Source organism: Streptomyces sp. NPDC032198 (genome assembly GCF_040636975.1).
Lineage (GTDB): Bacteria > Actinomycetota > Actinomycetes > Streptomycetales > Streptomycetaceae > Streptomyces.
Window position 1 is genome coordinate 175,657 of sequence record NZ_JBEZVL010000012.1, and the last position, 26,579, is coordinate 202,235.

Sequence of the window (26,579 nt, forward strand, 5' to 3'; positions counted from 1 at the left end):
CACACCAGCAAGCCGCAACAAGCCCCACCCAAAACTTCAACAAACTGTTGACGTAGCTGTTCAGGCGTACTTACGCTCACGTCACCTCAGCAGTTTCAGCAGTCCGTACGGAAGGTCAACTCCGCCACCATGTCGAAGCGTGTGCTCACGACCGAGTCCGGCGCCCCTGTCGCCGACAACCAGAACTCAGCCACCGCCGGCGTCGGTGGCCCGCTCCTCCTCCAGGACCAGCACCTCCTCGAGAAGCTCGCCCGCTTCAACCGCGAGCGCATCCCGGAGCGTGTGGTGCACGCGCGTGGTTCCGGTGCCTACGGCTACTTCGAGGTGACCGACGACGTCACCGCGTACACCTCGGCCGACTTCCTGAACACCGTCGGCAAGCGCACCGAGACCTTCCTGCGCTTCTCCACGGTGGCGGACAGCCTCGGCGGCGCGGACGCGGTCCGTGACCCGCGCGGCTTCGCGCTGAAGTTCTACACCGAGGAGGGGAACTACGACCTCGTCGGCAACAACACCCCGGTGTTCTTCATCAAGGACCCGATCAAGTTCCCCGACTTCATCCACTCCCAGAAGCGCGACCCCTTCACGGGCAAGCAGGAGCCGGACAACGTCTGGGACTTCTGGGCGCACGCCCCCGAGGCGACGCACCAGGTGACGTGGCTGATGGGTGACCGCGGCATCCCCGCGTCGTACCGCCACATGAACGGCTACGGCTCGCACACCTACCAGTGGACGAACCAGGCCGGCGAGGCCTTCTTCGTGAAGTACCACTTCAAGACGAACCAGGGCGTACGCAGCCTGTCGTCGGAGCAGGCCGCCGAGCTCGCGGGCAAGGACGCCAACTCGCACCAGACGGACCTCCTGCAGGCCATCGAGCGCGGCGTGAACCCGTCCTGGACGCTGCACGTGCAGATCATGCCGGCGGCGGACGCGGCGGACTACCGCTTCAACCCCTTCGACCTGACGAAGGTGTGGCCGCACAGCGACTACCCGCTGCAGCGCGTGGGCCGTCTGGTCCTTGACCGCAACCCCGACAACGTCTTCGCCGAGGTCGAGCAGGCCGCCTTCTCCCCGAACAACTTCGTTCCGGGCATCGGCCCCTCCCCCGACAAGATGCTCCAGGGCCGCCTGTTCGCCTACGCGGACGCGCACCGCTACCGCCTGGGCGTCAACCACACGCTGCTCGCGGTGAACGCGCCGAAGGCGACCACCGCGGACAACTACGGCCGTGACGGTCTGATGGCGTCCAACGCCTACGGCCGCGACCGCAAGAACTACGAGCCCAACTCGTACGACGGCCCGGTCGAGACCGGTCAGCCGCTGTCCGCCCCGCTGGCCGTCAATGGTCACACGGGCACGCACGAGGCGCCGCTGCACACCAAGGACGACCACTTCTTCCAGGCGGGCGAGCTGTACCGCCTGATGTCGGCCGAGGAGCAGGCCCGTCTGGTGGCGAACATCGCGGGCGGCCTCTCTCAGGTCACCCGTGACGACGTCATCGAGAAGAACCTGGCCCACTTCCACGCCGCCGACGCCGAGTACGGCAAGCGCGTGGAAGAGGCTGTCCGCGCCCTGCGCGAGGACTAGAACTCCCCGACTGCGCCAGGGAATTGACGGGAGGTCAGTTCCTTGGCGCTGCGCCCGCACCATCACGGACCCGGATGAGGGGTGGTCCCGTGATGAACAGCGGGCCGGACGAGGACCGCGGCGGCTCTGCGAGCCAGTGCGGTGGTCAAGGCCCTGCGATCCCCTTCTCGACCTGAGGGAAGAGGATCCCGCAGAGCCATTCGCAGCCGCCGCGGTCCCAGCCGTCCTCGGGCCCCTGGGCCCCCACGAACTCCGTCCGGCAGCGCGTATGCATGTTCCGCCAGTCGCGCGCGGTCGGACGGCTACAACTTCACACGGCAGTACGGCATTTCAGCTGAGCCAGAGCGCCGAGTACGGACGGTCCCGTACTCGGCGCTCTTCCGTCTACGGCGACCCGGCGAGCGAGCGGTGCGCGTTGTCGACCAGTTCCTTGTAAGTGAGTACCTCGACGCGGGTGACATGCGAGTTGAACGTCCGCAGCGCCTCGTTGATCCGACTCTCCGGCACGTCGGGCTGCTGTGCCGGGTGTCCGATCAGCACCAGCGCGCTCGCCCTGCGGGTCTCGATGCCGAACTCCTCGCGGATGCGGTCACGGTTCTCGTCCAGACCCACGAGGTAGTTGACGGCCTGCCCTACGGCATCGTGTACCTGGGCGGTGGGCACCCAGGCGTTGCGGTACCTCTTGACCAGCGCGCCCCTGAGACTCATCGCGCGCTTGAGCTCCACGATGTGCAGGGCGCCGTCGCCCCGGATCAAGGGGATGTCCACTTCGTCGCCCGGCACCAGCCTGCGCTGAACGGCCTCACCTATGAAGCGGCCTCCGAAGATCCAGGGCTGGCCTACCAGGGCCCGCTGGAGGTCGTGCTCGGACGATCGAAGGTCTTCGACAACCTCGCGCAACCCCTCCAGACCGGCGGACCGTCGCTTCAACTGCGCCGCCTGGAGCAGTAGTTGACCTTCGTCATCGGCTGCGAGCAGCGCCAGCGCGTCAGGCGAGGTGACGATCTTCCGGGCGGCCTCGGCGGGGTCCTCGATGTCGATGCGGCCGTCGCACAGGATGCGCTCGAGCCAGAGCGCGAGCTCCGCCGTTCCGCGCGGAACGACGTAGCGTCCCGGCCGGTCGGGGGGTGCCTGCAGAAACCGCGCATCGCGCTCCAGGTCTCGTAGGTGACCGATGAGCTCCGGCGCGCCGGCCTCCGGATGCGCGTCCAGGAACTCTTCGCCGGCGTGCGCCGCGTAAGCGTAGCCCGCTGCCGTGATCCTCCCGAGGGGCTCCTCGTGGCTCACCCGCCGATTGCCGTCCTTGAACAGCCGCAATCGGTCGTCCAGTTCCGGCTTCAGGATGCGCCCATCGGCGTAGTCCACGGCATCCTGTACGAGGCGTACGACATCCCACTCGTCCAGCGCCGCGGCCCTGCCACGTGCCTCGGCGAGCAGGCCCATGAGCTTCTTGCCACCCCGGATCTTCCCGCCCGGCCCTCCACGCAGATGCCCGGCCACGGCCGTCAGGCAGGCTCGTACGCCCGCGTCCAGCGCGGCCCCTGCCGCGACTTCCACCAGCTGCTCAAGCGTCGCGTCCGCTCTCGGTTCCATGCCGGGCAGTGTGCCGCGCGCCACTGACAATGCCCCTGGAACGCCGAAGGGGCGGTCCACCCCGCCGGGTGGACCGCCCCCTCAGTGAGCTGTGTGACGCTGCCGTCAGACCTTCAACGGGCGGATCGCCGTGGGCGCGTGGCCCGGCTCCGTGGCGAGTTCCTCGAACTCCTTGACCGCGCTGATGTCGGCCGTGGGGCTCATCGAGATGTTCGTGATGCGCTCCAGGATGGCCTCGACGACGACCGGGACCTGGTGTTCCTGGGCCAGCTTCTTGGCCTGCTCGAAGGCCTCGCCCAGTTCGTTCGGGTCGGTGACGCGGATGGCCTTGCAGCCCAGGCCCTCGGCGACCTTGACGTGGTCGACGCCGTAGACGCCCAGCTCAGGACTGTTCTGGTTCTCGAATTCCAGGTTGACCTGGAAGTTGATGTCCAGACCGATCTGCGCCTGGCGGATCAGGCCCAGGTAGGCGTTGTTCACCAGGACGTGGACGTACGGGATGCGGTGCTGCGCGCCGACCGCCAGCTCCTCGATCATGAACTGGAAGTCGTAGTCGCCGGAGAGCGCGACGACCGGGGTGTCGCGGTCCGCGGTGGCGACGCCCAGCGCGGCCGGGATCGTCCAGCCGAGGGGGCCCGCCTGGCCGCAGTTGATCCAGTGCCGCGGCTTGTAGACGTGCAGCATCTGGGCGCCCGCGATCTGCGAGAGGCCGATGGTGGTGACGTAACGCGTCTCCGGGCCGAAGGCCTTGTTCATCTCCTCGTAGACGCGCTGCGGCTTCATGGGGATGTTGTCGAAGTGCGTGCGGCGCTGGAGGGTTTCCTTGCGCTCCAGGTGGGAGGCGACCCACGCCGAGCGGTCGGGCAGCTTGCCGGCGGCCTTGAGCTCCTTGGCGACCTCGACGAACAGTTCGAGGGCGACCTTGGCGTCGGAGGCGATCCCGTAGTCCGGCGCGAAGATCTTGCCGATCTGGGTCGGCTCGATGTCGACGTGCACGAACGTGCGGCCCTCGGTGTACACGTCCAGCTTGTAGCCGGTGTGACGGTTGGCCCAGCGGTTGCCGATACCCAGGACGAAGTCCGACTCCAGGAACGTGGCGTTGCCGTAGCGGTGGCCGGTCTGCTGGCCGACCATGCCCGCGTTCAGGTCGTGGTCGTCGGGGATCGTGCCCCAGCCCATCAGGGTCGGGACGACCGGGGTGTTGGTGATCTCGGCGAACTCGACCAGCAGGTCGGAGGCATCGGCGTTGATGATGCCGCCGCCGGCGACGATCAGCGGACGCTCGGACTCGACCAGGAAGGTGATCGCCTTCTCGATCTGGGCACGGGTCGCGGACGGCTTGTAGACCGGCAGCGGCTCGTAGGTGTCGATATCGAACTCGATCTCGGTCTGCTGGACGTCGATCGGCAGGTCGATGAGGACCGGACCCGGGCGGCCCGAGCGCATCAGGTGGAACGCCTGCTGGAAGACGCCGGGGACCTGCGCGGCCTCCAGGACCGTGACGGCCATCTTGGTGACCGGCTTGGCGATCGTCGCGATGTCGACGGCCTGGAAGTCCTCCTTGTGGAGCAGGTGCGTCGGCGCCTGGCCCGTGATGCAGAGGATCGGGATCGAGTCACCGATCGCCGAGTACAGACCGGTGATCATGTCGGTGCCCGCCGGGCCCGACGTACCGATGCAGACGCCGATGTTGCCCGGGTTGGCGCGGGTGTACCCCTCGGCCATGTGCGAGGCGCCCTCGACGTGGCGGGCGAGCGTGTGGTCGATGCCACCGCCCTGCTGGAGGGCCTTGTAGAAGGGGTTGATCGCGGCGCCGGGGACTCCGAACGCGTTGGTGACGCCCTCGCGCTTGAGGATCTCAACTGCCGCGCGGACAGCGGTCATACGAGCCATGGGGTTCTCCTGCTTCGACAACAGCTTCGACAGCTGCGCCGACCTCTCGGCCGGCGTGTTCGGCTGGCGGATCCGGCTCCCGTCGCGCCCCGCGGTGAGCTTCTGTTTCCGCATTGTGGAAATTATGTTCTGCTATATGGAAGCAATGTAGGGGGGTGTGGTGGAGACCGTCAAGAGATGTCCGGGAACCGGGCCGCCCGAAGGGCGCGTCCCAGTCGTTGAATTCGCATTGAATTCGGGGCCACACCACCGGGGGGTCGACCGTGGCCAGTGCACCGGACACGCCGCCCGCCGGGCAGGGCCCGCCGAGCCACGGCCGCTGGACGGTCGGGCCCCTGCTGGGCCAGGGACGCCTCGGGCGGGTCTTCCTCGCGCACGACGGGACGGGACGCGCCGCAGCCCTGCGGGTCGTGCACGCCTCCCTCGCCCGTGACCAGGAGTTCCGCGCCCGCTTCGCCCGCGAGGTCCGGGCGCTCGGCGCGGCCCGGGGGCGCCGCATCGCCGCCCTCGTCGACGCCGACCCGCACGGCGCGGTGCCCTGGCTCGCCACGGAGTACGTCCCCGGACCGACGCTCGCCACATGGGTACGCGATATGGGCGGGCCCCTCGCTACGCCGGAACTGCGGGCCCTGGCGAACGCCCTCGCCGGGGCACTGAACGACATCCACCGGGCGGGGCTCGTACACGGTGCCCTCCGGCCGTCGAACGTGCTCCTGTCCGCCGACGGCCCCCGCGTCGTCGACTTCGGTGTGGCGGGGTGCGTGGGGCGGGGCGGGGAGGTGGGGCAGGCCAGGGACGCGGGGCGGGCCGGGGACGACGGGCAGGCCAGGGACGTGCGGCGGGCCGGGGACGCAGGGCGGGACGGGGGCGCAGGGCGGGACGGGGACGCAGGGCGGGCCGGGGATGTGGGGCAGGCCAGGGACGCGCGGCGGGCCAGGGACGCGCGGCGGGCCAGGGACGCGGGGCAGGCCAGGGACGCGGGGCAGGCCAGGGACGCGGGGCAGGCCAGGGACGCGGGGCAGGCCAGGGACGCGGGGCAGGCCAGGGACGTGCGGCGGGCCGGGTGCGGGGGGTTTGGCGGGCTCACGGGGGCGCGGGGGTATACGGCACCCGAGGTCCTTGCCTCGTCCCGGGGCGAGGCACGGCCGCCGTCGGACGTCTTCTCGCTCGGCGCGGTCCTCGCCTTCGCGGCGGCGGGGCGCGGGCCCTGCGATGCGGCGTGCTTCGATGCCGCGTGCTTCGAGACCGCCCGCTTCGATGCCGGAGGCGAGGCCGCTGACATGGCGGGCGTGCCGGAGGAACTGCGGCCCCTCATCACCGCCTGCCTCGCCCGGCACCCCGCGGCCAGGCCCACGCCGCGCACCGTCGCCCGCATGGCGGGCCTCCCCCTGCCGGGCAGCCGGCGCCGGGCCCTGACGCTGGCGGGCACGCTGACCCTGACGGGCACCCTGCTCCTGGCTCAACCGGCTGCCGTGGCGGGCCCACTTGGTGGACGATGGGCGTCACGAACCGGCGAGCGGTGACGGCAATGGTGACGGGTGAGAGTGATGACGGACAGCGGCGTCCCGGTACGGTGCCCGGTCTGCCGGCGTGAGCATCTGTACGCCCCGCCTTCCTACCCCTGCGCGTGCGGCGCCCCCGTGGTGCCGCCGATCGCGCGCGGGGCGACGGTGGCCCCGGTGACCGACCGGTCGTGGGCGGACGAGTGGGTGACCGTGCGGTGCCGGATGTGCGGGCGCCGCGACCAGTGGCCGCAGCCCGAGCTGGGGTGCGGGTGCGGGGCGGTGCTGCGTATTCCGGTACGGGCGGTGCAGGCGCCTTCGGAGGCTCCGACCACTCCGGCCCCACCGGCGACTCCGGCCGCTCAGGTGCCCCCGGGCGCTCAGGTGCCGCCCACCGAACCGGCGGCTCCGACCGCTCCCGCGCAGCCGGCCGCTCCGGCGCACATACCGCTTCCCCGGACTGCTCCGACGCCTCGGCCCGCGTTCCAGCCTGTGCCGGTCCGCACGGCGCGGGACGCGGTGACGGTGGCGGGGCTGTATCTGCGGTGGCTCGGGTACGGGGAGGTCCGCGGCGCGGTCAGGCGGGCGCCTTCCGGGGTGCGGGTGTCGGCGCGGGGTGTGATCGCCCTGATCGAGCCGTCCGTGCAGCCGACGTCCCTGCGTGACGTGGAGTGCGTGTGGCTCAGCGCGATGTCCGACGCCGTGAGCTGCGTCTGCTTCTCCCTCGCGGGGTACGAGGGGGCGGCCCGCGCACGGGCGGACGCGCTGTCCATCCCCCTGTTCGTCATCGACCTAGCGGGGACACCGCAGCCGGTGAACAGCGCGGCGGACGAGCTGATCGCCTCGGGGTGACCGAGGCATACTCGCCGGATGCGCATCCGCCCGGCCACGCAGGCCGACCTCCCCGCCCTCCAGGACATCGAACGCGCCGCCGGTGAACCCTTCCGCGCCCTGGACATGGCGGCGATCGCGGACGACGAACCCCCCACCATCGAAACCCTGGAGAGCTTCCGCACCGCGGGCCGGGCCTGGGTGGCCGCCGAGGCGGACGGCGCCACCCCGGCAGCCCTGCCCCTGGCGTACCTCATCCACGAACCCGTGGATGCCGCGGAACACATCGAGCAGGTGACCGTGCACCCCCGGGCGGCCCACCGCCGCATCGGCCAGGCCCTGATCGAGCACACCGCCGGGCTCGCCCGCGAGGCAGGCAGGGAAGCCCTCACCCTGACCACGTTCGCGGACGTCCCGTGGAACGCCCCGTACTACGCCCGCATCGGCTTCCGCGTGCTCGGCGAGGCCGAACTCACCCCGGGGCTGCGGAGGATCCGCGCCCACGAGGCCGAGCTGGGCCTCGACCGCTGGCCGCGCGTGGCCATGCGCCGCGAGCTCACCCGGGGTGGGCCCCGGTCCCGTACCGCTCCCTGAGCTCGATCTTCCGCACCTTCCCGGACACCGTCATGGGGAAGCTCTCCAGGATCCGCAGCCCGGCCGGGATCTTGTAGTGCGCCAACTGCCCCTCGCAGAAGGCACGAAGCTCATCGAGCGTCAGCGGATCCGCCGTGTCCCGCAGGATCACGCAGGCCAGCGGCACCTCTCCGTAACGCTCGTCGGGGACGCCCACCACCTGCACGTCCGAGATCTTCGGGTGGCCGTACAGGAACTCCTCGATCTCGCGCGGGTAGATGTTCTCGCCGCCGCGGATGATCATGTCCTTGATGCGGCCGACGATCTGGACGTAGCCGTCCTCCCGCATGACCGCCAGGTCGCCGGTGTGCATCCAGCGCCCGGCGTCGATCACCTCGGCCGTCCGTGACGGCTCGTTCCAGTAGCCGAGCATCACGCTGTAGCCCCGGGTGCACAGCTCACCGGAGGTGCCGCGCGGCACTGTCACGCCGCTGGCCGGGTCGACCACCTTCACCTCGATGTGCGGCAGCACGCGGCCGACCGTTCCGGTGCGCCGCTCCAGGTCGTCCGTGCGGCGGGTCTGCGTCGAGACCGGGGACGTCTCCGTCATGCCGTAACAGATGGAGACCTCCTCCATGTGCATCTCGGCGACCACCCGCTTCATCACCTCGACCGGGCAGGGCGAGCCCGCCATGATGCCGGTGCGCAGTGAACTCAGGTCGTACGTCGCGAAGTCGGAGAGGTTCAGCTCGGCGATGAACATCGTCGGCACGCCGTACAGCGACGTACAGCGCTCGCGCTCCACCGCGTGCAGCGTGGCGACCGGGTCGAAGGACGGGGCGGGGATGACGACGCAGGCGCCATGGGAGGTGGCCCCGAGATTCCCCATGACCATGCCGAAGCAGTGGTAGAACGGCACCGGCAGGCACACCCGGTCCTGTTCCGTGTAACCGACCGTCCGGCCCACCCAGTAGCCGTTGTTGAGGATGTTGTGGTGGGAGAGCGTCGCCCCCTTGGGGAAGCCGGTGGTACCCGAGGTGTACTGGATGTTGACAGGGTCGTCGCAGCTCAACTCGGCTTCACGGGCGGCGAGTTGTTCGTCAGGCACCGCTCCGGACGCATCGAGCAGCTCGTCCCACGAGCCGTCCCCGATGTAGTGGACGGACCTCAGCTCGGGGCAGCCGGACCGCACCTGGTCCACCAGCGCCCGGTAGTCGCTCGACTTGTGCGCCTGCGAGGCGACCAGGACCGTCACCCCGGCCTGCTTGAGCACGTACTCCAACTCATGGGCGCGATACGCCGGGTTGATGTTGACGAGGATCGCGCCGATCCGCGCGGTGGCGTACTGCACGAGCACCCACTCGGCACAGTTCACGGCCCAGATGCCGACGCGATCGCCCTTGGCGACCCCGGCCCCCATGAAGCCGCGCGCCAACTGCGCCACCGCTGCGCCGAATTCGGCGTACGTCCAGCGTGTCCCCGCCGCCACGTCCACCAGCGCGTCCCGCTCGGGCCAGGCCTCGATCGCCCGGTCGAGGTTGCGCCCGATGGTGTCTCCGAGCAGCGGCGTCGAGCTGACACCGTGGGCGTACGAGAGGTCGTGGGCGTGCGGCAGCTCGCCCATCGACGCCCCGTTCATCGCCTCGTTCATCGGCCGCTCACTCACCGGAAGTCCTCCTCGCGGTACTCGGCGTCGGAGCCCGCGGCCGTGGCCTCGCGCAGCTCGATCCGGCGGATCTTGCCGGAGACGGTCTTGGGGAGCGGGCCGAACTCGATGCGGCGCAGCCGCTTGTAGGGGGCGAGGACCGCGCGTGAGTGCTCGAAGAGCAACTTCGCGGTGTCCGGTCCTGGTTCATGTCCGGCGGCGAGGACGACGTACGCCTTCGGGACGGCGAGCCGCAGCGCGTCGGGCGCGGGGACGACCGCCGCCTCCGCGACCGCCTCGTGCTCCAGGAGCGCGCTCTCCAGCTCGAACGGGGAGATCTTGTAGTCGGATGCCTTGAACACGTCGTCGGAGCGGCCGACGTAGGTGATGTAGCCGTCGGCGTCGCGGGAGCCGATGTCGCCGGTGCGGTAGTAGCCGCCGGCCATCGACTCGGCGGTGCGCTCCGGGTCGCCGTGGTAGCCGGCCATCAGGCCGACCGGGTTCACGGCGAGGTCGAGGGAGATCTCGCCTTCCTGCGCTCCCGGCTCTCCGGTGACCGGGTCGAGGAGTTCGACGGCGAAGCCGGGCGTGGGCCGCCCCATCGAGCCCACCTTCAGATTCTGGCCGGGCGAGTTGGCGACCTGTACGGCGGTCTCGGTCTGCCCGAAGCCGTCCCTGATGGTGACCCCCCAGTCGCGCCGCACCTGGTCGATGACCTCGGGGTTGAGCGGCTCCCCCGCGGCGACGACCTCGCGCGGCGGTGTCCGGAGCTGGGTCAGGTCGGCCTGGATGAGCATGCGCCAGACGGTCGGCGGGGCGCAGAAGGACGTGACCCCGGCCCGGTCCATCTCGGCCATCAGGCGGCCCGCGTCGAAGCGCGTGTAGTTGTGGATGAAGACGGTCGCCTCGGCGTTCCAGGGCGCGAAGAGGTTCGACCAGGCGTGCTTGGCCCAGCCGGGCGACGAGATGTTGAGGTGGACGTCGCCGGGCTTGAGGCCGATCCAGTACATCGTCGCCAAGTGCCCTACGGGGTAGGACACATGGGTGTGCTCGACCAGCTTGGGGCGGGCCGTCGTGCCCGAGGTGAAGTAGAGCATCAGGGGGTCGTCGGCGTGGGTGACGCCGTCGGGCTCGAAGACCGGGGAGGCCTCAGAGACCGCTTTGACCCCGCTGCCCCCGTCTGCCCCGCCTGCCCCGTCGTACGAGATCCAGCCAGGCCGGTCGCCGCCCACGACGATGCGGGTGTAGTCGCCGGGCACGTCGTCGAACTTCGCCGTGTCCTCGGAGCGTACGACCACGTGGCGGGCGCGCCCCCGCTGGATGCGGTCCCGCAGGTCGACGGGCCCGAGCAGGGGCGTCGCCGGGATGACGACGGCGCGCAGCTTCATCGCGGCGAGGGCGATCTCCCAGAGCTCGACCTGGTTGCCGAGCATCACGACGACGCGGTCACCGGCACGGACGCCCCGGTCGCGCAGCCAGTTGGCCACCTGGTTGGAGCGGGCGGACAGATGCGCGAAGGAGAAGCGGGTGGTGGGCCCGTCATCCTCCACGATGTGGAGCGCGGTCCTGTCGTTGTCCCGGGCGATGACGTCGAACCAGTCGAGTGCCCAGTTGAACCGCTCGGGCCGTGGCCAGGCGAAACCCTCGTAGGCGGCGGCGTAGTCCTCGCGATGCCGCAGCAGGAAGTCCCGAGCCGTGCGGAACTGTTCCGTGCCGCTGGTGCCCGTCGTCGTCATTGCGCTCTCCTCGTCGCCGGTCCGATGCCCGGCACCTTTGCCGGACCCATCGCGTGAGTCATTGCCGGACGCTACGTAACATCGTGTAATTCGTGATGCAGGTCTCACCACCCCCGGACGGGGGTGTCCCGAAGCGAAAGGTCTTGCGCGTGACGGCTGACGGAGGCGAGGCGGTCGAGATGCGGTCCGCGCTGCTGCGGCTGCGGCGCGGCACGGGGCTTCCGGTGGCCTTCGGCGGGCTCGTCGAGGGGCAGCGGCAGGTGCGGATCGCCGAGCTGACGGGCACGGGGACGCGTGCGCTGTGCGGTCTCGCGGTGTCGTCAGGGAACGGTCTCGGCGGCAAGGCGGTCGCGCTCTCGCGTCCCTGCGCGGTCACCGATTACCACGACTCGCGCCACATCAGCCATGAGTACGACGTCGCGGTGGCCGCGGAGGGCCTGCGCTCGGTGCTCGCGGTGCCGGTGGTGGTACGGCGCAAGGTCCGGGGCGTCCTGTACGGGGCCCTGCGCTCGGCCCAGCCGCTGGGCGACCGGACGCTTTCGGCGGCGGTGGCGGCGGCGCGTGACGTGGAGCAGGCCCTTGTCGTACGGGACGAGGTGCGCGCGCTCATCGCGGCGGCGCGGGAGCCGCAGGCGGGGGCCGGGGCCGCCTGGGAACAGGTCCGCGAGGCGCACGGCGCGCTGCGGGAACTGGCGCCGCGGATCGCCGACCCGGCGTTGCGGGCGGACATACTGGCGGTGTGCGGCCGGTTGGCTTCGGCGGCGACGGTGCCGCAGGGTCGGGAGCGTTCGGTGTCACTGGCGCCGCGCGAGGTGGATGTCCTCGTGTGCGTGGCCGGGGGCGTGACGAACGCGGTGGCGGCGGAGCGGCTCGGGCTGCGGCCGGAGACGGTGAAGGGGTATCTGCGGGCGGCCATGCGGAAGTTGGGCGCGCACACGAGGCTGGAGGCGGTGGTGGCGGCCCGCCGGGCGGGGCTGCTGCCGTGAGCCGCGGGCGGCGTTGACCGACGGTTTCGCCGGTGTCGGACGGAATGGACCCAATGGATCGTGGGACGGGGACCAGTGGGCTGCTGAGCCAGGCCTCCGCCGTTCAGCGTTCGATGACCGTGCCGAACCGGATGTCGTACGTGGCGGCCCCGTGCAGGGGGCCGCGAAGGAGCCGCTCCGCCTCTTCGGTCAGTTCGTGCCGCTGGGCCTTGGTCAGGGTGCCGAACGGCTCGATGGTGAGGACGGCGGAGTCGGCGGAGCCCTTGGCCTGTCCCGCACTCCGCCCCCCACCCTTTCCTCCGCCCTCTTCGACGCGCCACACGCCCGCCAGGAAGCCGTCGACCAGGAAGACGCTATAGGCGAAGTTGCCCTTCCAGGTGCGGCCCTTGTACTCCGGCGGCACGACTCTGCTGCGGTCGGCGTGCGAGAGGAGGAGGTTGTCGAACTCGGGCAGGAAGCGTGCCGGGGCCGGGGTGTCCGCGTCGGGGCGGGGCGCGTCGGGGAGGTCGAAGAGCTCGACACCGTTCTCGTCGCGGAACGTAAGCAGTTGGGGCCGCAGCCGCTCGAAGGCCTCCCGCAACCGCGTAAGACCCGCCCAGGTCTGCATGTCCTTGACGGAGGCGGGCCCGAAGGCGGCGAGGTAGCGAAGGACGGTGGCGTCGGGCGTGGGCACCGGCCCGCTCGGGCGGCCGAGCCAGTGCTCGGCGGTGGTGAGCGCGACCTGCCCGCTGCGCCGCCACAGGCCGCGCGGGGTGACCTGGACCAGCGGCAGCGAACAGCGGGCGGCGACGGCAAGGGACTGCGGATCGGCATCGGGCCAGCGGGGCAGCAGGACGTCCCGCAACTGCTTCATCGTGCGGGGCTCTTCCTCGACGGCGGCGCGGGCGAGCGAGGTGAGCTCCGCCAGGTCGACGCCGGTCAGCCCCTTACGGAAGGCGTGCAGCTCACGGTCGCGGGCGCCTTGCACCAGCGGGCGCAGGGTGAGGGCGTCGTCGGCGGTGTGCAGGTGGATGGTCGAGCGCATCGTGACGATGCGTACGAGGTCGCGCGAGGCGAGGAGCCCGGACAACTCCTCCGGGTCGAACCCCTCGATGCGGGCAGCGAGGGCGTAATAGGGCGGCTTCACGTTCTGCGCCTGGAGGCCGAGGAGGTGGGCGACGGCGCCCTCGACGGAGAGACCGGCCGAGCGATCCAGGAGGAGCTGACGGGCGAGGGTGGCACGGTTGAGGGCGCGCGTGCCGAGTACGGGGTCGGTGTGCTGGGCCCGCCCGGTCTTCGGAGAACGCGACGTACTCGACGTACTCGGTCTGCTGGGCGTACTCGGCGTGTTCGTCATGCTCCGCACGCTAGCGGGACTTGCGGACATCCTCTGTCCGCAAGCGCGCCGGGAGATACGCAGCGGCATGCGTATAGAGCGCATCGGGAGTGCACCGGATGGCGTCGAGATGGTCGAGATGGCGCCACGCCCGCGACTTTTAGGACGTATATCCTGCTTCGAGCTGGCAAGACGCACGTTCGACACCGACACACAGCCATCGGAGGCAGTCAGCATGGCGGAGCGCCGGGCCCGGCCCGTACCGAGCACGAAGAGGCACGGCTGGCGGCGCACCGCCCCGGCCAAGGCCTCCTCGGCCTCAGGGAACGGGAAATCCGGACATCCCGAGGGCACGCCCGCGTCCCCCTCCCCCGCACCGCCGGACGCCGCGAGCGTCGTACAGGCCGCGCTCTACCGCGACGGGGTGCGCGTCGCGACGCCGGCCACCCTCGCCGACACCTTCCGGGAGCTGCGCGAGCAGCCCGACGGCATGGCCTGGATCGGCCTCGCCCGGCCGACGGAGACCGAACTCCTGTCCCTGGCGGCCGAGTTCGACCTGCACGAGCTCGCCGTCGAGGACGCGATGGAGGCGCACCAGCGCCCGAAGCTGGAGCGCTACGGCGAGACCCTCTTCGTCGTCCTGCGCGCGGCCCGCTATCTGGACGCTCCGGAGGAGGTCGACTTCGGCGAACTGCACGTGTTCGTGGGCCCCGACTTCGTCATCACGGTGCGCCACGGCGCCGCCCCGGACCTGACCGCCGTACGCCGCCGCATGGAGGAGAGCCCCGAGCTCCTCAAGCTCGGCCCCGAGGCGGTCCTCTACGCGATCCTGGACGCGGTGGTCGACGGGTACGCCCCGGTCGTGGCCGGAGTCCAGAACGACATCGACGAGATCGAGACCGAGGTCTTCGGCGGCGACCCGGCGGTCTCCCGCCGCATCTACGAACTCTCCCGCGAAATGGTCGAGTTCCAGCGAGCGACCCGCCCTCTGGTCGCCATGCTGCACTCCTTGATGGCGGGCTTCGCGAAGTACCGCACCGACGAGGAACTCCAGCGCTACCTGCGCGACGTCGCCGACCACGTCACGCACACCAGCGAACGCGTCGACGGCTTCCGCCAGGCCCTCACCGACATCCTCACGGTCAACTCCACCCTCGTCACCCAGCAACAGAACGCGGAGATGCGAGCGCTCGCGGAGGCGGGCTTCGAACAGAACGAGGAGATCAAGAAGATCTCGTCGTGGGCGGCCATCCTCTTCGCCCCGACTCTGGTCGGCACGATCTACGGCATGAACTTCGAGACCATGCCCGAGCTGAAGTGGGCGGCCGGATACCCGTTCGCGATCCTGCTGATGGCCGTGGTGTGCGTGAGCCTGTACTTCATCTTCAAGCGGCGGGACTGGCTGTAGGCGGGAGATCTCGAGCCGGGGCCATTGCCGCCCGTGCGTCCGCGCTGCTATCGCTGGGACATGGCGGGGAGCAGCTGGGAGCCGCAGGGAGCCGTGGCATGCGAGATGAGGGAACTCGGATAGGGGTGGGGCGGCTTGGGGGCAAAGTTGCCTTTGTCACCGGTGCCGCCGGCGGGCTCGGGCGTAGTCATGTTCGGCGGATGGCCGAGGAAGGCGCCGACCTGGTCGTCGTGGACATGTGCCGGCCGGTCGACACCGTGCCCTATCCGCTGTCGACGCCGGAGGAGTTGGACGACGCCGTCGAGGAAGTGCGGGCCCTGGGGCGCCGCGTCGTGGCGCGGCAGACCGATGTGCGCGATCGGACCGCGCTGCAAGAGGCGTACGACGCCGGGCTTGATGAGTTCGGGGCGATCGACATCGTGGTTGCCAACGCCGGGATAGCGCCGCTGCTCGTGGAGGACCGGGTGCAGGCGTGGCATGACGCCCTTGATGTCAATCTCACCGGCACCTTCCACACCGTCGAGGTGGCCATCCCGTCGATGGTCGCCGCCGAGCGTGGCGGCTCGATCGTCATCGTCAGTTCCACCGCCGGGCTCGTCGGCATCGGCGGGGCGAGCAACGGCGGGCTCGGTTACGCCGCCTCCAAGCACGGCGTCGTCGGGCTGATGCGCACCTATGCCAACAATCTCGCCCCGCACAGCATCAGGGTGAACTCCGTGCACCCCACCGGCGTGGCCACCCCCATGGTCACCGACCCGGCCATCGTCGAGTTCGTCGCCCAGGACCCCATTCTCTCCGAGACGGCACCAAATGCCTTGCCCGTAGCGGTGGTTGAGGCGGTCGATGTCTCGAATGCCGTGGTGTGGCTGGCCTCGGACGAAGCCCGCTACGTCACCGGTGTCACGTTGCCCGTCGACGCCGGATTCATCAACCGCCGCTGACTCACCGAGCCGGGGATGGAAGGGAGCGCCATGACGGATCATCTGTACGCGGACACGATATTGGTGGGCGGGCGGGTCAGGACCTCGTCGGGCTGGGCCCAGGGGCTCAGCGTGCGCGCCGGTGTCATCGAGGTGGTCGGCGGCCGCGAGGACGTACTGCGGCGGCGCGGGCCGGGCACGCGGGTGCTGGATCTCGGCGGCGGGACCGTCCTGCCGGGGCTGCACGACCTGCACGTGCATCCGATCTACGCCGGAATCCGCGAACGCCGCTGCAAGGTCCCGCAGGGTTCGACCCTGGCCGCCACCCTCCGCATCGTGGCCGAGCACGTGTCCCGGGCCGCCCCCGGCGCGTGGGTACTCGGCGGGCAGTGGGACACGTCCGCGCTCGGTGTCACCCCTGATCGGACGATGCTGGACGCCGTCGCCCCCCGTAACCCGGTCCTCCTCGAGGACACCAGCGGGCACAGCTCATGGGTGAACAGCGCGGCCCTCGCGGCCACCGGAATCGGCCCCGGCACACCCGACCCGCCCGGTGGCATCTTCGAGCGGGACACCGCGGGACATCCGAGCGGCATCCAGCGCGAGACCGCCGCCGATCTCCTCGCCGCATCGGCCCCCAAGCCGTCCGACGAAGAGGTCGAGGCGGCTCTGGAATGGGCCCTCGGAGAAATGCTCTCCTACGGGATCACGTCGTTCACCGAGGCGGCGGTGGGGTTCACCGCCGGGCCGCGGGCCGAGCTGCGCGCCTACACCCGTCTCGCCGCTGCCGGAGCCGTCCGGCAGCGCGTACGCCTCTGCCTGGTGTGGTCCCCCGTCGATCCCGTCTGCGAAGACGTGATCGCGGCCCGGAATCTGCACGCGAGCGGCCATATCGCGCCCGACTGCGTGAAGATCTTCCTCGACGGGGTACCGACCGACAGCCATACGGCGGCGATGATCGAGCCCTACCAGGACACGGTGGAGGGGCGGGACGACGAGGCCAGGCGGCACGGGCTGCTCGCGATCGCGCCCGCGGTCCTGGAGCAGGCGGTCACCCGGTTCGACCGGATGGGCATCACCGTCAAGTTCCACGCCGCCGGCGACGCGGCGGTCAGGGCCGCACTGGACGCCATCGAGGCCGCCCGTGCGGCCAACGGGCCCGGCCCGTGCATGCACAACGTAGGGCACTGCACGTTCGTGGCGAAGGCCGACATCGAGCGCGCGTCGCGGATCGGCGCGACGTTCGAGGTCTCTCCCTACCTGTGGCAGCCCTCCCCCATCTGCTCCGACATAGCGACCGCCGTCGGCCCGGCAGCGATCGAACGCGTCTGGCCGGTGCGCGAGATGCTGGACGGCGGCGCCCTGGTCGTGGCGGGGTCGGACTGGTGCGTCGTGCCGTCGGTCAACCCGTGGTCCGCCATCGAAACGCTCGTCACGCGGCAGCAGCCAGGAGGCAGCGCCGAACGCTTCGGGGCGTCCCAGGCCATCACGCTGGATCAGGCCTTCGACCTGTTCACGGTCAACTCCGCGCGCCAGGCGCGCATGGCGCACCGCGTCGGACGCATCGAACCCGGCATGCTCGCCGACGTCATCGTCGTCGACCAGAACCCCTTCGAGGTGCCGATCACCCAAGTCCACGCCACCGCAGTCCAGATGACGTTCGTCGAAGGTGACCTGGTCTTCGACGCGGGGGCGCGGCGGCCACGGACGGAGGCGGTGGACGGCTGAGCCCGGAAACCCCTCGCTATTCAGTGTTGCCAAGTACCGGTAGTCAGCGTTACTGTGTACCAGTAGTCAATGACACTGAGTAGGTGAGGGTGCCCATGGGCAAGCAGGCAACGGAGATGCTCAAGGGCATCCTGGAAGGCATCGTCCTGGAGGTCCTGTCCGCACGGTCGGCCTACGGCTACGAGATCACCTCGTGGCTTCGGGAGCAGGGCTTCTCCGACATCTCTGAGGGCACCGTGTACGCGCTGCTGGTCAGGGTGGAGAAGAACGGCCTGGTCGACGTGGAGAAGGTCCCGTCGGAGAAGGGACCGCCGCGCAAGGTGTATTCCCTGAACGCGAAGGGCCGGGAGTACCTCGACGAGTTCTGGAGGACATGGAGCTTCCTCGCAGAACGACTGGAACAGCTTCATGAAGGAGGCAGATGACCATGCCCGAGACAGAAGAGCACGGTTTCCTCTCGAAGGTGATCGGACCGAAGAAGCGCTGGTGGGCGTACCGGGCACGCGTCAAGCAGCTTCCCGATGACTACCGCACGGCCGTCGAGGCGATCGAGCGCTACCTGATGCTCTTCGTGCCGGCGGACGGCGACAGCGCGTCGGCGGCATTCGAGGACCTCGCGGATCTGTTCGAGCAGGCCGCGGCGGACGGAACGCCCATCCGTGGCGTCGTCGGGGAGGACCCCGTGGAGTTCGTCTCGGCGTTCGCCGAGAACTACACGAGGGGCGGATACGTCCCCGACCGGGAGCGGGAGCGGCTGGTCAAGACCCTCGAGCGCGCCGCGGGAGAAGACGACGGCAAGGGCGGCAAGGCCTCCTAGCCAGGCGGTCCCGCATCCCCGTATCCCCATATCCCCGTATCCCTGCTCTCCTGTATCCCTCTGTCCCCACACCCCCACACCCCCACACCCCCACACCCCCACCCCCGCAGCCACGCAGCGGACCCCCGGGTGCCGAGAGTCCGCGGGTGCCGAGAGCCCGCGGACATCTCAGACGCCGCCCCGCGGCCCCCGGCTCCCCCACTTCCCTTCCCTCACCACTTCGACTTCCGAAACGGGAGGCCCCCATGCCTTCATCTGTCATGCCCACATCCAGTCAGGGTGACCGTGACGCGTCGCAGACCGCGATCTCCGCCATCGGCCTGCGCAAGGCCTACGGCGACAAGACCGTGCTCGACGGCATCGACATCCGCATCCCCACCGGTTCCGTCTACGCGCTGCTCGGCCCGAACGGCGCCGGCAAGACCACCGCCGTCAAGATCCTCTCCACGCTCATCGACGCCGACGCCGGCGAGCTGCACGTCAACGGCCACGACCTCGCCAAGGACCCGCAGGCCGTGCGCGCCGCGATCGGCGTCACCGGGCAGTTCTCCGCCGTCGACGGTCTGATCACCGGCGAGGAGAACATGCTCCTCATGGCGGACCTGCACCACCTGTCGAAGAGCGAGGGGCAGCGCATCACCGCCGAACTCCTCCAGCGGTTCGACCTGGTGGAGGCCGCGAAGAAGCCTGCCGTCACCTACTCGGGCGGCATGAAGCGGCGGCTCGACATCGCCATGACCCTGGTCGGCAGCCCGCGGGTCATCTTCCTCGACGAGCCGACCACCGGACTCGACCCGCGCGCCCGCCACAACATGTGGGGCATCATCCGCGAGCTCGTCACGGGTGGCGTCACCGTCTTCCTCACCACCCAGTACCTGGACGAGGCCGACGAACTCGCCGACCACATCGCGGTCCTCAACGACGGCAAGATCGCCGCAGAGGGCAGCGCCGAGGAGCTCAAGCGGCTCATCCCCGGCGGGCACGTCCGGCTCCGGTTCACCGACCCGGCCGCGTACCAGTTCGCCGCCCTGTCGCTGACCGAGGTCACCACGGACGACGAGGCACTGGTCCTGACCATCCCCAGCAACGGCAGCCAGGGTGAGCTGCGCTCCATCCTCGACTGGCTGGACTCCACCGGCATCGAGGCCGACGAACTCAGCATGCACACCCCCGACCTCGACGACGTGTTCTTCGCCCTGACCGGCCCCGACGTCCCCAACCAGTCCAAGGAGAACGCCCGATGAGTTCCCTCTCCCTCGCGCTGCGCGACTCGAACACGATGCTGCGCCGCAACCTCCTGCACGCCTGGCGCTACCCGTCCGGGACGTTGAACCTGCTGCTCACGCCGATCATGATGCTGCTGCTCTTCGTCTACATCTTCGGCGACGTGATGAGCTCGGGCATCGGCGGCGGCGGCGCGGACCGGTCCGACTACATCGCCTACGTCGTCCCGGGCCTGCTCCTGATGACCATCGGCAGCACCGTGATCGGGGCCGCGGTGTACATGTCCATGGATATGACCGAGGGCCTCATCGCGCGCTTCCGCACGATGGCGATCTACCGGGGTTCCCTGCTCGTCGGGCACGTCATCGGCAGCGTGCTGCAGTCGGTCCTGAGCGTGATCCTCGTCGGCGCCGTCGGCGTGGCCATCGGCTTCCGCTCCACCGACGCGAGCGCCCTGGAGTGGCTCGCGGCGTTCGGTCTGATCGTGCTCTTCTCCCTCGCCCTCACCTGGATCGCGATCGGCATGGGCCTGGCGAGCCCGAGCCCCGAGGCGGCCAGCAACAGCGCGATGCCGCTGATCCTCCTGCCGCTCATCTCCAGCGCCTTCATCCCGGCCGACACGATGCCGGGCTGGTTCCAGCCCATCGCCGAGTACCAGCCGTTCACCCCCGCCATCGAGACCCTGCGCGGGCTGCTCCTCGGCACCGAGATCGGCAACAACGGATGGATCGCGATCGCCTGGTGCGTCGGCCTGATCGCACTCGGCTACCGCTGGTCCATCTCCCAGTTCAACCGCGCCCTGAAGTAACCGGCGCGACCGCTCGCACACGCAGGAAGCCCGTGGCCCCCTGGTGGGGGCCACGGGCTGTTGGGGCCGGTGTCTCATCCTTGCGTCGGAGGGCCGAACCACGTGGTGAGGGCGGTCCGGAGCGCGGCGGTGGCGGGTGTGCCGCCGGTGGCCGCCCAGGCCACATGGCCGTCGGGGCGTACGAGGAGCGCGGCGGGGGCGGGGACCTCGCCGGCGGCCGGGACATACCAGTGGTCGTCCTCGCTCCGCGCCTCGACGAAGTCGACGCGGTCGGACCAGTCCTCGGCCACCGACGCCACCTCGGCGCTGCCGCACAGATCGAGCAGGACGGGACGGCCGGTGTGCAGCAGTGCGTAGACGTGCGAGATGCCGTCGGACGTCTTCAGGTCGGCATCGGGAACCCGGCGGCCCGCGACCGGGTGGTCGCCGTCCGACGGGTAGCGGATGTCCAGCGCGGTGAGCATGCCGCGCAGATACGCGTTGACGTCGTCGAACACGATGAGCGAGGTGAACACGTCGCGCAGCGCGTCCGCCTGGGGGCCGGGGCGGGCCAGGGCCGACTGTGCCCGGGTGTTGTGCAGCACACACTCCGCGACGGGGTGCCGCTCGGCGTGGTAGCTGTCCAGCAGGCTCTCCGGGGCCCGGCCGCGCACCACGGAGGCGAGCTTCCAGCCGAGGTTGACCGCGTCCTGCACGCCCATGTTCAGCCCCTGCCCGCCGGCGGGGAAGTGGATGTGCGCCGCGTCGCCGGCGAGCAGCACCCGCCCCTCGCGGTACCGGTCGGCCTGCCGCGCGGCGTCACTGAACCGTGAGACCCCGCGGGGGTTGCGCATGCCGTAGTCCGTGCCCGCGAGCCTGATCAGCGATTCCCGCAGCTGCTCGGAGGTCACGGGGGCGCCGCGGTCCGCGACACGGTCGTACTCGAAGGTGATCAGCCGGTGCCAGCCCGGCTCGAAGGCGATCGCCGAATAGTCGCCGGTGGGACGGCGCCGCCACCAGATGTACTCCTCGGACAGGTCGGGGAGTTCGACGTCGCCGATCATCGCGGTCATCGTCGCCGGAGTGCCGGGGAAGCCGATGCCCGCGAGCTTGCGCACCGCGCTGCGCCCACCGTCGCACCCCACGAGATAGCGGGCGCGCAGCGTCGCCGGTGCGGATCGCTCCGTCCGCAGGCCGACCGTCACGCCCGCCCCGTCCTGGCTGATGTCGCTCACCTCGGACGACCAGCGCACCCGTACACCGAGCTCGTCGGCCCACTCCTCCAGGAGCCGCTCGATGGCGGACTGCAGGATCATCAGCGGGTAGGGGTGCCTGGATTCGGACTCGTCGAAGTCCAGCCTGAGCCCGGAGAAATGGCCCACCGGCTGCAGTTCGCCGGCCGCGAGGAAGCGGTCGAGGATGCCGCGCTGGTCAAGGACCTCCAGGGTGCGGGAGTGCATCCCGCCGGCTCGCGACTCGCCCGTCCGTTCGGCGAGCCGCTCGACCACCACCACGTCGACGCCTGCCAGCCGCAGCTCGCAGGCGAGCATCAGGCCCGTCGGCCCGACGGCGGCGATGACCACATCCGTGTCCATGCCGGTGTGCCCCACGTCATTCCCGGTCACTCCACTGCCCCTCTGACATCGTTGGGTCGCGATCCACGTGCACGCGCTCAGAGGACTTCGCCTTCCCTCGTCCTGCGGGCGCTCTTCGCCGGCCCCGAGGACACCCTGCTGGTCAGTTCGCCCTGCTACGTGGGCATCACCGGCGTGGCCCGGCTGCTTGGCATCCGGGTGCGCCCCGTGCCCGAGGGCCCCGCCGGACCCGACCCGGAGGCTGTTGTCGCTGCCGTGCGCGACGCCAGGGCGGCGGGCGAACGCCCCCGGGCCTTCTACGTCGTCCCGGACTTCTCCAACCCGTCCGGCACCAGCATGAGCGGCGACGGCCGCGAACGTCTGCTGAGGGTGGCCGAGGAGGAGGACCTGCTCGTCCTGGAGGACGCCCCTTACGGGTTCTTCGTACGGACGGGCCCGGCCAGCCCCACCCTCAAGGCTCTCGACACCGGCCGCCGCGTGGTGCACCTGGGCTCCTTCGCCAAGACGGCGCTGCCCGGCGCCCGCGTGGGGTACGTCATCGCCGATCAGGAGGTCATCGGCCCCGGCGGACGGCGCTCGCTCCTCGCCGAGGAACTGTCCAAGATCAAGAGCATGACGACCGTCAACACCTCGGCCGTGAGCCAGGCCGTCATCGGCGGTCTGCTCATTGAGAGCGGCTGCCAGCTGCGCGAGGCGAACGCCGGGACCATCGCGTACTACCGCACGAACATGGACACGCTCCTGAACGAACTGGAGCGGCACTTCCCCGAGGAACGCCGTGCCGGACTCGGCCTCTCCTGGAACCGTCCTGACGGCGGCTTCTTCTGCGTCGTCACCGTGCCCTTCGCCGCCGACCACAAGGCTCTGGAGCTGTCCGCGCGCACCTACGGCGTGCTGTGGACCCCGATGAGCGACTTCCACCTGGACGGCGGCGGCACCCGCCAACTGCGCCTGTCGTGCAGCGCGCAGAGCGCGGAGGCCATCACCGAGGGCATCGCGCGGCTGGCGGCCTTCATCACCGCGCAGTGCGCCGGCCCCGCCGTCACGCCTCGCCGAAGGCCCGCCGGTACGCGCCGGGTGTAGTGCCCAGATGTCCGCGGAAACGACGGCGCAGATTGACCGCCGACGCCAGGCCGACCCGGGTGGCGATGGCCTCGACCGGCAGGTCGGTCTGTTCGAGGAGTACGCGTGCCGCCTCGATGCGGCGGGCGAGCAGCCACTGTCCCGGGCTGGTGCCCAGCTGGTCGCTGAACCGCCGGGCGAGGGTGCGGCCGGACAGACCCGCGTGGTCCGCGAGGCTGCCCAGGGTCAGCCGGGTGTGGAGCCGGGAGGTGGCCCAGTCCAGGAGCGGCGCCAGCGAATCGTCTGCCGCCCTGGCCGTTACGGGCTCTGCGGCGTACTGGAGTTGGCTGCCCTCCCGGTGCGGCGGCAGGACCATGTTCCGGGCGATCTGGGCGGCGTACGCCGCGCCGTGGTCGGAGCGCACCAGGTGCAGGCACAGGTCGATGCCCGCGCCGGTCCCGGCGCTGGTCGCCACGTCGCCGTGGTCCACGAAGAGCACGTCCGGGTCCACCCGCACGTCGGGGTAGGTGGCGGCGAGCTGGGCTGTGCCGCGCCAGTGGGTGGTGGCCCGGCGGCCGTCGAGCAGCCCTGCCTGGGCGAGGACGAACGCCCCGGTGCAGATGGCGACGATCCGCGCCCCGCGCCGGTGGGCGGCCCGCAGCGCGTCGATGACGGCGGGCGGCGCCGGTGCGCCGGGCGGCTGCCAGCCGGGGACGACCACCGTGTCCGCCTCTCTCAGGGCCGCAAGACCCGCGTCGATGAGCATCTCGAAGCCGATCGTGGTCGGCAGTCGGCCGGGGTGCTCGGTGCAGGTCCGGAAGCTGTAGCGGACCGGCACTCCCTGCGGGACGGTGCCGAAGACCTCGGCCGCGCAGGCGAGCTCGAAGGGCGACTGGGGCGGATTGAGCAGCGCCACCACGCGATGGAGGTTCATGGCAGGAATGTACCCATGGGTGTCTTTCTGGACTCTCGGCGCGGGAGGCGGGCCCGGGTCACGGTGGACCCATGAGTGAGACCAACGAAACGGGAGTGCTGCGAACCTCGGTCCAGGTCGACGGCGCGGCGGCGAGCTATCTGACCGTGGAGCGGGACGGCCCGGCCGTGTTGCTGCTGCACGGGACGTACTGGAGCCGGGTCTGGCTCCCGGTCCTCGGCGGTCTCGCCGATGCGGGGCTGCGGCCCCTCGCGGTCGATCTGCCCGGCCTCGGGCGCTCGGGAGGCGAGCTCACCCCGGAGACGGCCACGGTCCCTGCCCTCGCGGACTGGGTGGCGCGCTTCGCGTCCGCCCTGGGCCTCTCCGGGCCGGTCGCCGTGGCGGGCCATGACATCGGCGGAGCCATCGCCCAGCATCTCCTCGTCCACGGCGGCCGTGAGGTGTCCCGGCTCGCCCTGGTCAACTCCGTCATGTACGACTCCTGGCCCGCGCCCCACGTGGCTCGCTTCGGGGGCCCGGGGGACGTCGCGGGGAGCGCCGCCGACGATGTCCTCGCCGCCCGTCGACGGGCGGTGACGGCGGCGCTGGGCGGCGCCGCCACCGAGGAGCGGATCGCGGACTATCTGGATCCGTGGACCACAGCGCGGGTTCGCCGCTCGTGGCTGGCCATGGCGGGCGGGGCCGACAGCCGCTACACCCTCGATCTCGTTCCCGCGCTGCGGCGGTCCACGGTGCCCAAGCTGCTGATCTGGGGCGAGGACGACGGCTACGAGAAGGTGGAGTACGCCGAGCGGTTCGCCTCCGAGATCCCGCGGACGACGCTGATCCGTGTCCCCGACGCGGATCACATCCCCACGGAGAACGCCCCGGGCCGGATCGCCCGCGCGCTGGGCGAATTCTGCACGGCGTAGCATGATCGGCCTCTCGACGAATGCCTCATCGCCCTCCTTCACCGGAAACGACGCTGTGTCACCTGAAGGGTGATGTGCTTCAACAGCACCTACCAAATCGGCCAAACAATTGATACCTATGTTTTCGCGGACGAATCCGCGAATAAGCCGCAGAGTTGACGAAGCGGGCGCCGCAGACATCACGGGCAGTACCCAGGCCGCCGCGTGGAGTCGGCAGCGCGTGATCCTCTGGGCCACGGCAGGTCTGGTGGCCCTCGGGTTCCTCGTCGCCCTGGAGATCGCCGCGCGTCACTACGGCGGCGTGCCCGGGCCGATCACCAACCAGGCGCGGGAAGTACTCTTCCCGCCCAAGCCGGGCCCGCTGTACGGCGGTCTGGCGTTGATGATGGTGGTGCTGACCTGGCGGCAGCGGTTCATCGCCGCCGGTTTCGCGGTCGGCGTCGACGCGGTCTTCGTGCTGGTGCGGTGGGCGGTCGATGCCGATGTGCCCGAGGGGCAGTTCTTCGGCAACGGCGCGTTGTGGGCGATGCTGGGCTGCGCGGTCTTCGCGATCACGCGCCGCACCGGCGCGGAACGCGTCCTGCTCCTCAAGGGCGTCGGCCTCGGCCTGCTGCTGGTGGCCGGCCGCAAGACCGGTGACACCTGGCTGCTCATCACGGCGAAGACCCGGCCGACCGTGCTCGACCCCTACGTGGCGATGGCCGATCACGCGCTCGGTAATCCGTCGTGGCTGGCGGGCCGGCTCCTCGAGGCCTCCGGCCCGGTCAGCCCCGTACTCGACCTGGTCTACGCCCAGCTCGCGGTGGCCGCCGTCGCCGTCGCCCTGTACCAGCTGCGCAACGTGGCGACCGAGCGTCGATTCCCGCGCCACCATCTGGTGCGGACCTTCCTGCTGATCGGGCTCGTCGGACCGGCCTTCTACATGATCTTCCCGGTGGTGGGCCCGATCTTCGCCTACGGTCCCGGCACCTCCGGCACCGGCGGCGTCCAGTGGGCGGTGGCCGATCTGTGGCCGCACACGCCGCCGCCCATCACCGTGCCGCACCCGGTTCCGTACGACGGGATCACCCCGCGCAACTGCATGCCCAGCCTGCACACGGCGTGGGCCACCACGATCTTCATCCACTCCCGCAAGGGACCGCGCCTGCTGCGGTACGCGGGGACGTTCTGGCTGACCGCCACGCTCGGCGCGACACTGGGATTCGGCTACCACTACGGCGTCGATCTCCTCGCCGGTGTGGTGTTCGCGCTCACCATCGAGGCGGCCCTGCGCACGTACGACCACGGCTGGCACCGGTCGGGCGTCCAACTGGTCGCCTACGGCACGGCGGTCTTCGGCGCGCTCCTGGTGTCGTACCGCTATCTGCCGATGGAGATGGCCGCACACCCGTGGGTGTACGGCCCTCTCGTCATGCTGTCGACGGCTTCGGTGATCTACGGCTACGTACGGACCACCGGATCGTGGGAGCCGAAGACCCCACCGGCACTCCGGCCGGAACCACAGCCCGAAATGGTGTGAGCCTCAAGGGGCT

General features: G+C 70.5%; 23 protein-coding genes. 15 read left to right on the forward strand and 8 right to left on the reverse strand.

What is annotated here, in order from left to right; genetic code table 11:
- Positions 1–129: 129 nt before the first annotated feature.
- Positions 130–1,587 (forward strand): catalase, encoded by a 1,458-nt coding sequence (locus AB0E78_RS30055; protein WP_361838880.1) that lies wholly within the window; start codon positions 130–132, stop codon positions 1,585–1,587.
- 384 nt (positions 1,588–1,971) lie between these two features.
- Here AB0E78_RS30055 and AB0E78_RS30060 read toward each other — a convergent pair whose 3' ends face one another.
- Together AB0E78_RS30060 and gcl are read right to left on the reverse strand one after the other, a co-directional pair.
- Positions 1,972–3,180 (reverse strand): Shedu anti-phage system protein SduA domain-containing protein, encoded by a 1,209-nt coding sequence (locus AB0E78_RS30060; protein WP_361838882.1) that lies wholly within the window; start codon positions 3,178–3,180, stop codon positions 1,972–1,974.
- A gap of 105 nt (positions 3,181–3,285) precedes the next feature.
- Entirely contained in the window at positions 3,286–5,073 is a 1,788-nt protein-coding gene (gene gcl / locus AB0E78_RS30065; RefSeq protein ID WP_361839193.1) for a glyoxylate carboligase, read from the reverse strand.
- Between the two features lie 263 nt (positions 5,074–5,336).
- On the opposite strand from gcl, the gene AB0E78_RS30070 reads away from it, so the two are divergent.
- Positions 5,337–6,596, forward strand: a complete 1,260-nt coding sequence (locus AB0E78_RS30070; RefSeq protein WP_361838883.1) for a protein kinase — start codon at positions 5,337–5,339, stop codon at positions 6,594–6,596.
- A 92-nt stretch (positions 6,597–6,688) separates the two neighbouring features.
- On the opposite strand, the gene AB0E78_RS30075 is transcribed toward AB0E78_RS30070, so the two are convergent.
- Positions 6,689–6,910 carry a hypothetical protein gene (locus AB0E78_RS30075; protein WP_361838886.1) on the reverse strand — a complete coding sequence of 74 codons (222 nt, stop codon included), beginning with the start codon at positions 6,908–6,910 and terminating at the stop codon, positions 6,689–6,691.
- A 157-nt stretch (positions 6,911–7,067) separates the two neighbouring features.
- Between AB0E78_RS30075 and AB0E78_RS30080 the strand changes: the two genes are divergently transcribed.
- Positions 7,068–7,427: a hypothetical protein gene (locus AB0E78_RS30080; RefSeq protein WP_361838888.1), complete on the forward strand. Its 360-nt coding sequence runs from the start codon at positions 7,068–7,070 to the stop codon at positions 7,425–7,427.
- Between the two features lie 18 nt (positions 7,428–7,445).
- The gene (locus AB0E78_RS30085) at positions 7,446–8,000 is read left to right on the forward strand and encodes a GNAT family N-acetyltransferase (RefSeq protein ID WP_361838891.1); all 555 of its coding nucleotides are present in this window, start codon (positions 7,446–7,448) and stop codon (positions 7,998–8,000) included.
- Here AB0E78_RS30085 and AB0E78_RS30090 read toward each other — a convergent pair.
- Together AB0E78_RS30090 and AB0E78_RS30095 are read right to left on the reverse strand one after the other, a co-directional pair.
- Positions 7,963–9,603: an AMP-binding protein gene (locus tag AB0E78_RS30090; RefSeq protein ID WP_361839196.1), complete on the reverse strand. Its 1,641-nt coding sequence runs from the start codon at positions 9,601–9,603 to the stop codon at positions 7,963–7,965. The two genes, AB0E78_RS30085 and AB0E78_RS30090, sit on opposite strands and share 38 nt — an antisense overlap.
- Positions 9,604–9,641: 38 nt before the next feature.
- Positions 9,642–11,360, reverse strand: a complete 1,719-nt coding sequence (locus tag AB0E78_RS30095) for an AMP-binding protein (RefSeq protein WP_361838893.1) — start codon at positions 11,358–11,360, stop codon at positions 9,642–9,644.
- A gap of 149 nt (positions 11,361–11,509) precedes the next feature.
- Here AB0E78_RS30095 and AB0E78_RS30100 point away from each other — a divergent pair, with 149 nt between their 5' ends.
- Entirely contained in the window at positions 11,510–12,346 is an 837-nt protein-coding gene (locus AB0E78_RS30100) for a LuxR C-terminal-related transcriptional regulator (protein ID WP_361838896.1), read from the forward strand.
- Positions 12,347–12,449: 103 nt separating this feature from the next.
- Here AB0E78_RS30100 and AB0E78_RS30105 read toward each other — a convergent pair whose 3' ends face one another.
- The gene (locus AB0E78_RS30105; RefSeq protein WP_361838899.1) at positions 12,450–13,682 is read right to left on the reverse strand and encodes a winged helix DNA-binding domain-containing protein; all 1,233 of its coding nucleotides are present in this window, start codon (positions 13,680–13,682) and stop codon (positions 12,450–12,452) included.
- A gap of 214 nt (positions 13,683–13,896) precedes the next feature.
- Here AB0E78_RS30105 and AB0E78_RS30110 point away from each other — a divergent pair, with 214 nt between their 5' ends.
- The 7 genes from AB0E78_RS30110 (at position 13,897) to AB0E78_RS30140 (ending at position 20,566) form a co-directional block, all read left to right on the forward strand.
- Positions 13,897–15,069 (forward strand): magnesium and cobalt transport protein CorA, encoded by a 1,173-nt coding sequence (locus AB0E78_RS30110; RefSeq protein WP_361838901.1) that lies wholly within the window; start codon positions 13,897–13,899, stop codon positions 15,067–15,069.
- A 98-nt stretch (positions 15,070–15,167) separates the two neighbouring features.
- Positions 15,168–16,010 carry a mycofactocin-coupled SDR family oxidoreductase gene (locus AB0E78_RS30115; protein WP_361838903.1) on the forward strand — a complete coding sequence of 281 codons (843 nt, stop codon included), beginning with the start codon at positions 15,168–15,170 and terminating at the stop codon, positions 16,008–16,010.
- A 30-nt stretch (positions 16,011–16,040) separates the two neighbouring features.
- Positions 16,041–17,717, forward strand: coding sequence for an amidohydrolase (locus AB0E78_RS30120; protein ID WP_361838906.1), 1,677 nt, complete (start codon positions 16,041–16,043; stop codon positions 17,715–17,717).
- Positions 17,718–17,812: 95 nt separating this feature from the next.
- On the forward strand, positions 17,813–18,142 hold the full coding sequence (locus AB0E78_RS30125; protein WP_361838909.1) for a PadR family transcriptional regulator: 330 nt from the start codon (positions 17,813–17,815) through the stop codon (positions 18,140–18,142).
- A 2-nt stretch (positions 18,143–18,144) separates the two neighbouring features.
- On the forward strand, positions 18,145–18,534 hold the full coding sequence (locus tag AB0E78_RS30130; protein WP_361838912.1) for a DUF1048 domain-containing protein: 390 nt from the start codon (positions 18,145–18,147) through the stop codon (positions 18,532–18,534).
- Positions 18,535–18,779: 245 nt separating this feature from the next.
- Entirely contained in the window at positions 18,780–19,778 is a 999-nt protein-coding gene (locus AB0E78_RS30135) for an ATP-binding cassette domain-containing protein (protein WP_361838914.1), read from the forward strand.
- On the forward strand, positions 19,775–20,566 hold the full coding sequence (locus tag AB0E78_RS30140; protein WP_361838916.1) for an ABC transporter permease: 792 nt from the start codon (positions 19,775–19,777) through the stop codon (positions 20,564–20,566). Before AB0E78_RS30135 ends, AB0E78_RS30140 begins: the two co-directional genes overlap by 4 nt.
- A gap of 74 nt (positions 20,567–20,640) precedes the next feature.
- Here AB0E78_RS30140 and AB0E78_RS30145 read toward each other — a convergent pair whose 3' ends face one another.
- The gene (locus AB0E78_RS30145; RefSeq protein ID WP_361838918.1) at positions 20,641–22,170 is read right to left on the reverse strand and encodes an FAD-dependent monooxygenase; all 1,530 of its coding nucleotides are present in this window, start codon (positions 22,168–22,170) and stop codon (positions 20,641–20,643) included.
- On the opposite strand from AB0E78_RS30145, the gene AB0E78_RS30150 reads away from it, so the two are divergent.
- Positions 22,147–23,223 (forward strand): PLP-dependent aminotransferase family protein, encoded by a 1,077-nt coding sequence (locus AB0E78_RS30150; RefSeq protein ID WP_361838921.1) that lies wholly within the window; start codon positions 22,147–22,149, stop codon positions 23,221–23,223. The genes AB0E78_RS30145 and AB0E78_RS30150 overlap by 24 nt on opposite strands.
- Here the strand turns inward: AB0E78_RS30150 and AB0E78_RS30155 are convergent.
- Complete coding sequence (locus tag AB0E78_RS30155) at positions 23,183–24,136, reverse strand: helix-turn-helix domain-containing protein (RefSeq protein ID WP_361838924.1); 954 nt, start codon at positions 24,134–24,136, stop codon at positions 23,183–23,185. The two genes, AB0E78_RS30150 and AB0E78_RS30155, sit on opposite strands and share 41 nt — an antisense overlap.
- Before the next feature lie 71 nt (positions 24,137–24,207).
- Here AB0E78_RS30155 and AB0E78_RS30160 point away from each other — a divergent pair, with 71 nt between their 5' ends.
- Positions 24,208–25,047, forward strand: coding sequence for an alpha/beta hydrolase (locus tag AB0E78_RS30160; RefSeq protein ID WP_361838926.1), 840 nt, complete (start codon positions 24,208–24,210; stop codon positions 25,045–25,047).
- A gap of 223 nt (positions 25,048–25,270) precedes the next feature.
- Complete coding sequence (locus AB0E78_RS30165; RefSeq protein WP_361839199.1) at positions 25,271–26,566, forward strand: phosphatase PAP2 family protein; 1,296 nt, start codon at positions 25,271–25,273, stop codon at positions 26,564–26,566.
- Positions 26,567–26,579: the final 13 nt, after the last annotated feature.